Raw genomic sequence first — 8,007 nt, 5'->3', positions numbered from 1 at the left:
AAGCGTTCGACCAACTGCTGCGCATGTTCATCACTGCCCTTGATCCAGACCAGAAGCAGGTTGTCCGACAGGTGCCGCAGCACAGGGTCGTTCTGGTTGTCAGGGTCTACCACTTCGCAAATTGATCCGCCCGTATCGCAGATAAAATTGTCATACTTATAAAGGGTTTGCGAGCGGTTTATAAAGTATGATGTGTCCGTCAAAGCATTGATTTCAGCGGCACGGTGCTGGTTCTGGCGGTGCATGTATTCATCAAACGGCATACCGCCTTTGTCGCCATTTCCCGGCTTGCCCATATAGGTGGACAGTGGCGCCAGATTGTCAAAGCTGATGTTGGAGGAAATATCGATGCTATCGGTGCGCAGCAATTCCGCCAAAAACGGATTTTTCATCGCCTCGTGTTTGAAATTATCAACGATGAATTCGCCCATATAGCGGGTGCCGATGCGGTAATCTACGCTGTAGTGAAACCAAGTGCCGCTGGCCCGCAGCGCACTTGCCACATGGGTTTTGCCAAGGCCTGACATGCCGAATAGCGCCACACGTTTGTGGTCGGTTTCGGTCCAGTCGCGGGCGGATTGATAAAACATAGCGTGGCTGCCTTGGGTTATGGGTTGATCCTAGGTAGCCAGCGGGGCGCACAGGGTCAATTGGAATTGATCAACGCAAACAAAAAGCTCCGCCGGATCGGGCGGGGCTTTGCGTGGTTATTGTGTTGTTATTTAGAAGTTGAAGCCAACTTTGATACCAACGGCGATGGCATCATTATCGGTGAAACTACTACCAATGCTTGATGTGGTTGCATCACCAATTTGGATATAGCGAACCCCGCCAGTGATTTTTACGTTATTTACTGTGTAGGTTGCAGCCAACCCAATACTTCTGTTGCCATCTGTTGGGGCTAGGTTACCAACAGGAACTGTCCCGCCGCCTTCGTATCCCAAGATCACGGCACCAGACCAGTTATCATTAAACTTGCGCCCAACGCCCAATGTGTAAGTGGTTGTATCCTTGGTGCCGCTGGCCAAAGATCCCGGGATGTAATCTCCAGGAGACACATCAAATTTTGTCCACTCCACCCAACGGATAGAGCCGAAGACTAATGTGTCCGCCGCTACACCTGATTGAAACTCAAGGTTCCATGATTGTGGTATAGTTACGTCAAACGGCGTTCCCGCGTTATCGGGAAGCGAGTGCGTAATCTCGGAGTTGTATGTCAGCGCTACGCGCAAAGCAATTTCTGGTTTTTCATATGCAACGCCGAGAACATACCCAACCTCAACATCGGAGCCGATATTTAATGCGTAGGTAACAATTCCAGGAAGTGGGGCTTGTGAAACGACATTGATGTCCGCAGAAACGGCCTGAATGCGCACGCCTCCGTATAGGCTCATGTTGTTTTGCAGTTTGTAGCGCAACAAGCCTGTTACAGCGTGCGAATCGACTGTTGCTGTCGAACCTGCAAAGGGATACGCGCCACCAGCGGGGTATGCCACATCGGCACCTACAGGTTGATCTACGATAAGCGCGAACGCCAGATTGTCCCCAATATCCTGTTTGTACCCGAATGAAAGATTTTGGTATGAAGGAGCCATGTCGCCGCTGGGAACTGCGCCTGCAAAAGTACCGCTAACCGTTGGGCTGACGGTAGAATAGGTGAATTCCCCATAGCGCCCTTCTTCGAATAATATCCCAACCGATTGGCTGGAGCGTTCAAGACCACCCGCAAAGGCGCTTGTGGCAGTTACAGCAAGGCTTGCCGCTGTCATCATCAATAGATGTTTCATGTTTTTTCTTCCCTGAGTGTTTTATATTTATTGAGCAGTCTTTTATCAAAGCTACACCGCGCAAGATTGTTACGTCAACAAATGACGCCACGTCACAATCTTTTAACAAACGCAGCGTTGTCAATTTGCACTAGGTGCAGGGGTGCCTTTTTTGATGTTCAGATAGTTCGCCGCGAAAATAATCGCACCACCCAGAAATACAAAACCATCCAGTGGTTCGTTATAAAACAGCATACCTACCACGGCAATCAGCGGCAGGCGCACGAAATCAAACGGGATGACCGTGCTGGCCGGTGCTATCGACAGGGCTTTGGTCAGGCAGAAATGGGCGACAAGCCCCGCAGCCCCAATCAGGATGACCCAAGGCAAAGTGACCATTGTTGGTAGGTTGATCTGGCCATCATATCCGGCACAGATCAGCCCCATCACCGATTGCATGACCACCAGCCAGAACAGAATGGTGGTTAGGGAAGTGTCTCGAGTTAGTCTTTTGGTGTAAATCGCTGATCCTGCAAAGCCGATAGCCGATAGCGCCGCCGCACCCAGCCCCCAGCTTATTGATTCCGCCCCTGGCCTTGCTACAATCAGGATGCCGATAAATCCGAAAATACCCGCCAACACCCGCGTCGGAGTCAGCCGTTCCCCCAGTAATAGTGGTGACAACGCGATCACCCAGAGCGGTGATGTGAATTCGAGCGCGAATACCTGTGCCAGCGGGATAACGGTTATGGCAAAATACCACAGGTTTTGGCCAATGAAGTGGCTGGTGTTGCGGATCAAATGGGTCGAAAAATGGCGCGCGCTGATTTGTGGTAATGTTCCGGCGGCGCCCGCAACAATGGTGACGATCACGATGCCGATTAGCGACCGGTAGAGCAGTAATTCAAATGTATCCAGCTCGATACTGACAGCCCGCCCCGCAACCGCCATTGATGAAAACGAAAGGATCGCCCCGATCATCCAGACGGCTGCGCGAAGGGTTGGGTTGGCCATCTTCAATCGCTCTCGGTAATCGTATAGCTGCGGGGAATGCCTTGGGTGATTTGCGCCCATTCGCTTGATTTGGTGCGCCTTTGGTGCTGATCGAAATCGGCGCGGGTTGCGAAAATCTCGGCGACATTAAAACGGCCCGTATGATCGGCATCGGGGGTGACATTGAAACTGACACACCCTGCCTCCAGCCGCGTCAGACGGATGTGTTCAGGCAGAGCGGTGGTTATTTCAGCTAACCGGTTTTTGGGGACATCAATATATCCGGTCAGCTTGATTTGTTTTGCTTTTGTCATTTTTGTTCCATAAATATCCGCGCCGCAGGCAATAAAACTTTTATGCGCTTCGCGCGAGGATATTTACAGAACAGAAATTATGCAATTGTTAACCAGAATCGTCCTAAAACTTATGTGCGGTACAGGCGGGGACGCCGATGGCCGTGAACGGAAATGATGGACACTCTGACCCTAGGTTTGGAAAGGGTGTCTATTATTCCCACTCAATCGTGCCGGGTGGTTTACTGGTAATGTCGTAAGTTACGCGATTGATGCCTTCAACCTCGTTAATGATACGGGTCGCTGTCTCTCCAAGAAACTCATGCGTGAACGGATAATAATCTGCTGTCATCCCGTCCACCGACGTGACCGCCCGCAGCGCGCAGGCAAAATCATAGGTGCGCCCGTCACCCATCACGCCAACCGTGCGCACCGGCAGGATGGCAACGAAGGCTTGCCAGATTTCATCATACAGGCCGTGTTTGCGGATTTGATCGATGTAAACCGCATCGGCTTTGCGCAGAATCTCCAGCTTCTCGCGGGTGATTTCACCTGGGCAGCGGATGGCAAGGCCGGGGCCAGGGAAGGGGTGGCGACCGATGAATGATGCGGGCAGACCCAGTTCACGCCCCAAAGCGCGGACCTCGTCCTTGAACAACTCGCGCAAGGGCTCGACCAGTTTTAACCCCATCTTTTCGGGCAAGCCACCAACATTATGGTGGCTTTTGATCGTCACAGACGGGCCGCCGGAAAACGAAACGCTTTCGATCACATCCGGATAGAGCGTGCCTTGGGCCAAAAACTTGGCGCCGCCCACTTCGGCGGCATGTTTCTGGAATACATCAATAAACAGTTTACCAATGATCTTGCGCTTGGTTTCGGGATCGGACTGGCCATCCAGTTGGCCTAGAAATAATTCCTGTTCCTGCGCATGGATCAGCGGCATGTGATATTCATCGCGGAACATTTTGACGACGTCATCGCCCTCGTTTTGGCGCAACAATCCGTGGTCAACGAAAACACACGTCAACTGATCGCCAATCGCCTCGTGTAGCAACACTGCCGCGACCGATGAATCGACCCCGCCGGACAGCCCGCAAATTACCTTTGCATCACCCACCTGTTCGCGGATTTTACGAATGGCTTCTTCGCGATACGCGCCCATGGTCCAGTCGCCGCTGAACCCTGCCAGTTTGATGAAATTCTCATACAACCGCGCCCCGTTCGGGGTGTGATGCACTTCGGGATGGAATTGCACCGCAAAGAAATTGCGCGAAATATCCGCGGTGATGGCAAACGGCGCATTGGGCGATGTGCCGAACACCTCGAACCCCGGTGCAATTTTGGAAACATGGTCACCGTGGCTCATCCAGACCTGTTCGCGATCGTCATCGCTGGTGAACCAGCCATCCAGCAACGGCAAATGCGCGGGCGTTGGCGTGACATAGGCGCGGCCAAATTCGGCGGTGCCATGGCCGCGTTCAACCAATCCGCCCAGCATTTGCATCATTACCTGCTGACCATAACAAATACCCAAAACCGGAACACCAGCGTCAAACAGACTGGCAGGCGGGCGCGGCGATCCATCGTCAATCACGCTGGAGGGGCCGCCGGACAGGATCACCGCTTTTGGCGCGAAATCGGCCAGAAAGCTGTCGGTCACCTTATTAAACGGATGGATTTCGCAATAGACATTGAGTTCGCGCAAGCGCCGTGCAATCAGCTGCGTCACTTGCGACCCAAAGTCGATGATAAGAAGGCGGTCATGTGAAATATCTGTCATGATCTGGCAATAGGGGGTGCTGTCGCAATGATCAAGCGGGCGCATGTCGCTTTCCCCCCGTAATGGCCGGATTTTGCGCCTGATGCGGTGTGGTTTTGGCGTAAGACTGGGATACAACGGATCACGGGAGCAGGCACGATGGCTGAGGAACGAACAAAACGGCGGGTGCGCGGCGGGGGCGGGGCGGCACGACGTGCCGAACGCACGGCGGTGAAGATTGAAGCGGCGAAATATATCGAGCGCAAAATCCCCAACTATGAAATGCTGGATGATGCGACACTTGAGGTGATCGAGCATAATGCTGAAACCGTGCTGGAAGAGGTCGGCGTTAACTTTGTTGATAACCCCGAAGCATTGGAGGTTTGGCGCAAGGCGGGGGCCAAGGTGGATGGAGAGCGGGTCTGTATCCCGCGTGGGCTGGCCCGTGAGTTATGCAAGACAGCACCTGCGAAATTCACCCAACACGCCCGCAATCCGGAACGTAACGTCGAAATCGGCGGTGACACACTGGTGCTGGCGCCCGTTTACGGTCCGCCCTTTGTGCGCGATGCCGATGGCGGGCGGCGCTATGCGACGATGGATGATTTCACCAAATTCGTGAAACTTGGCTACATGTCGAAATATCTGCACCATTCGGGCGGCACGGTGTGCGAACCCACGGATGTGCCGGTGAACAAGCGGCATCTGGATATGTTGCATGCGCATATGGTTTATTCGGATAAACCGTTTATGGGGTCGGTGACGGAACCTTCGCGGGCGCAAGATTCGGTCGATATGTGCGAAATTCTGTTCGGTAAGGATTTCGTTCAGGAAAACACGGTGATGACCTCGCTGATCAATGTCAATTCACCGCTGACCTTTGATAGCATCATGATGGGAGCGATGGAGGTTTATGCGCGCAACAATCAGGCCTGCATCCTATCGCCGTTCATTGTCGGTGGTGCAATGTCGCCGGTTTCGGTGATGGGCACGCTAACACAAGTTTTGGCCGAAGTTGTGGGGGGCATTGCTTATAACCAGTTGATCCGCCCTGGAGCACCGGTGATTATGGGCTGTTTTGTCACCTCGATTGATATGAATTCGGGCGCGCCGACCTTTGGCACGCCAGAAGCTACACAAATCCTTAACGGGGCAGGGCAGTTGGCACGCCGTCTTAACCTTCCGTTTAGATCTGGTGGCGGGCTTTGTGGCTCCAAACTGCCCGACGCGCAGGCGGCTTATGAAACCGCACACACGCATAACGCGGCATTGCTGGGCGGGGTAAACTTTATGTTGCACGCGTGTGGCTGGCTGGAAGGCGGGCTGGTGTCCAGTTTCGAGAAATTCGTGATGGACGCGGATCAGCTGGGTATATTGCACCGTTTGGCGGCAGGGGTGCCCACGGACGAGAACGCGCAGGCAATGGGCGCTATCCATGAGGTTGGCCCAGGCGGACATTATCTGGGATGCGAGCACACGCAAGCCAATTTCAAAGAGGCGTTCTGGCGCACAGATTTGCTGGATTATAAACCCTATGAAACATGGGAAGAAGAAGGGGCGCGCGACACGCAAGAGCTGGCCAAAATCCGGGTTGCCAAATTACTAAATGATTACCAACAACCCGCGTTGGACCCAGCAATTGCTGCGGCATTAGAGGATTTTATCAAGGCAAAGAAAGATTCGATGCCGGATTCTCTGGTTTAGGACGAGCCCTAAGACGGTCTGGCGCGGGCCTGCAATAGGCGCACTTCGCCCATCAGGGCAATCAGGATCGAAACATGACGGGCGATGCTATACGTGGCGTCGCCCGCTTTTCGTTTTTCCTCCAGCTCGGTTTCTACCGACATCAATGTGGCAATGGCCTTACCTGGCGTTGGCATCGTGGTGGTTTTGATCAGCCGGCGCAGATCGCGCTTGCGGCTATAGTCCGGCATCCCGAAACGGGCGGCGCGGATCAAAAGACGAGGGCGGTGTAAGCATTTCAGTATGTGCATCAGGTCAGTCATTGGGTCAGCTCCTTGGAATTACTACTGCACAGTTGCACAATCTAAGCGTGTGTTGCGTATTGTTGCCAACTTCCGAACGCAGGTTTCATAAAAGTTTATATTTTAAAGATAATTCTAGGAAACACAGAATTTGTTAACCATCACGTAACACTCGTAAACAAAGCTGACACGCAACGAGAGGCACAACGTAAAGGAGAGTAAAATGCAGAGGGGGCAAGTGCAATCCTGCGGTGTGAACACAATACCGGAATGGGTGCCAAAAGAGGCGAGGCGATATCTGCAACATACCAATCAGGGTAAATCCATTCGGGCCGTTGCGCGGGATGCCGGATGTCACGCCTCGACGGTTTTGCGCCAGATCCGACGATATGAAAACCGGCGCGATGACCCGCTGGTAGACGAAGCGTTGCGCGACTTAGGGCAGCAACTTTTCCCGACGCACCCCCAATTAACAGACAAGGAGACGCCCGTAATGAGCGCACCAATCCGACATAAAAACCTGAAAACCGATGATACAACCCTGAACCGCGAGGGTCGCCGTATTTTGCGCCGGTTATGCGAAACTGGTGCGGTGTTGGCGATCGCGCCGGAGATGGAGAAAGCCGTGGTGGTGCGGGATTTGCCCAGTGGTCAAACCGCACGCACAGCAGTGGTTGATCGCAAAGTGGCGCAAGCGATGGCGTTAAAGGACTGGATTACATGCGTTAAACCCGGACGGATCGCGCGATATGGTATCACCACGGCAGGGCGCACCGCCCTGAAACGGCTGCTGGCCGAGGCGGAAAATGCCAGCGGTGGATTTGCCGAAGCACAGGCCCAGTTTGGTGATCAGCACAGGGTCTGGGGCGAGAAAACAGTGTCCGAGTCCGGAACGCGGCGGGCGGTGCGTTATAACGTGGCAGAATCACCGCTGGCGGCACTGGCGCGACGCAAAGACAAAACCGGCACACCATTTCTAACCGATGATCTGGTTGCCGCCGGCGAGAGGCTGCGCGAGGATTTCGAGCTGGCACAAATGGGGCCGCGGGTGGCGCAAAACTGGGAACGGTTTTTGACCGGCGGCTCAAGGGGCGGCTTTGCCAATGACAGCGGGGTCGGGTACGGGCCAACCGGTGCCCGCGACCGCGTGTCAGAAGCGCTGCGCGATCTGGGTCCGGGATTGGGCGATGTGGTACTGCGCTGCTGTT

8 protein-coding genes are annotated in these 8,007 nt (G+C 54.0%); 2 read left to right on the top strand and 6 right to left on the bottom strand.

Annotated elements, in window-relative coordinates; genetic code table 11:
* From ACWB12_RS04755 to guaA, 5 genes are all read right to left on the bottom strand, one after another.
* On the bottom strand, window positions 1-590 hold a 590-nt coding region (locus ACWB12_RS04755; protein ID WP_479528922.1), incomplete at its 3' end, for an ATPase.
* Window positions 591-722: 132 nt separating this feature from the next.
* The gene (locus ACWB12_RS04750; RefSeq protein ID WP_479528921.1) at window positions 723-1,787 is read right to left on the bottom strand and encodes an OmpP1/FadL family transporter; all 1,065 of its coding nucleotides are present in this window, start codon (window positions 1,785-1,787) and stop codon (window positions 723-725) included.
* A gap of 120 nt (window positions 1,788-1,907) precedes the next feature.
* On the bottom strand, window positions 1,908-2,780 hold the full coding sequence (locus ACWB12_RS04745) for a DMT family transporter (protein ID WP_479528920.1): 873 nt from the start codon (window positions 2,778-2,780) through the stop codon (window positions 1,908-1,910).
* Window positions 2,781-2,782: 2 nt separating this feature from the next.
* Window positions 2,783-3,073 (bottom strand): putative quinol monooxygenase, encoded by a 291-nt coding sequence (locus ACWB12_RS04740; protein WP_479528919.1) that lies wholly within the window; start codon window positions 3,071-3,073, stop codon window positions 2,783-2,785.
* A 193-nt stretch (window positions 3,074-3,266) separates the two neighbouring features.
* The gene (gene guaA / locus ACWB12_RS04735) at window positions 3,267-4,835 is read right to left on the bottom strand and encodes a glutamine-hydrolyzing GMP synthase (protein ID WP_479528923.1); all 1,569 of its coding nucleotides are present in this window, start codon (window positions 4,833-4,835) and stop codon (window positions 3,267-3,269) included.
* A 138-nt stretch (window positions 4,836-4,973) separates the two neighbouring features.
* Here guaA and ACWB12_RS04730 point away from each other — a divergent pair, with 138 nt between their 5' ends.
* Complete coding sequence (locus ACWB12_RS04730) at window positions 4,974-6,518, top strand: trimethylamine methyltransferase family protein (RefSeq protein WP_479528918.1); 1,545 nt, start codon at window positions 4,974-4,976, stop codon at window positions 6,516-6,518.
* 8 nt (window positions 6,519-6,526) lie between these two features.
* Here ACWB12_RS04730 and ACWB12_RS04725 read toward each other — a convergent pair whose 3' ends face one another.
* On the bottom strand, window positions 6,527-6,820 hold the full coding sequence (locus tag ACWB12_RS04725) for a DUF6477 family protein (RefSeq protein ID WP_479528917.1): 294 nt from the start codon (window positions 6,818-6,820) through the stop codon (window positions 6,527-6,529).
* A 202-nt stretch (window positions 6,821-7,022) separates the two neighbouring features.
* Here ACWB12_RS04725 and ACWB12_RS04720 point away from each other — a divergent pair.
* Window positions 7,023-8,007, top strand: a 985-nt coding sequence (locus tag ACWB12_RS04720) for a DUF6456 domain-containing protein (RefSeq protein ID WP_479528916.1), incomplete at its 3' end; no start/stop codon positions are given.

It is taken from the genome of Profundibacter sp. (assembly GCF_056498605.1).
The sequence above is the reverse complement of the archived record's forward strand: the minus strand, read 5'-3'. Positions and strand labels throughout refer to the sequence as shown.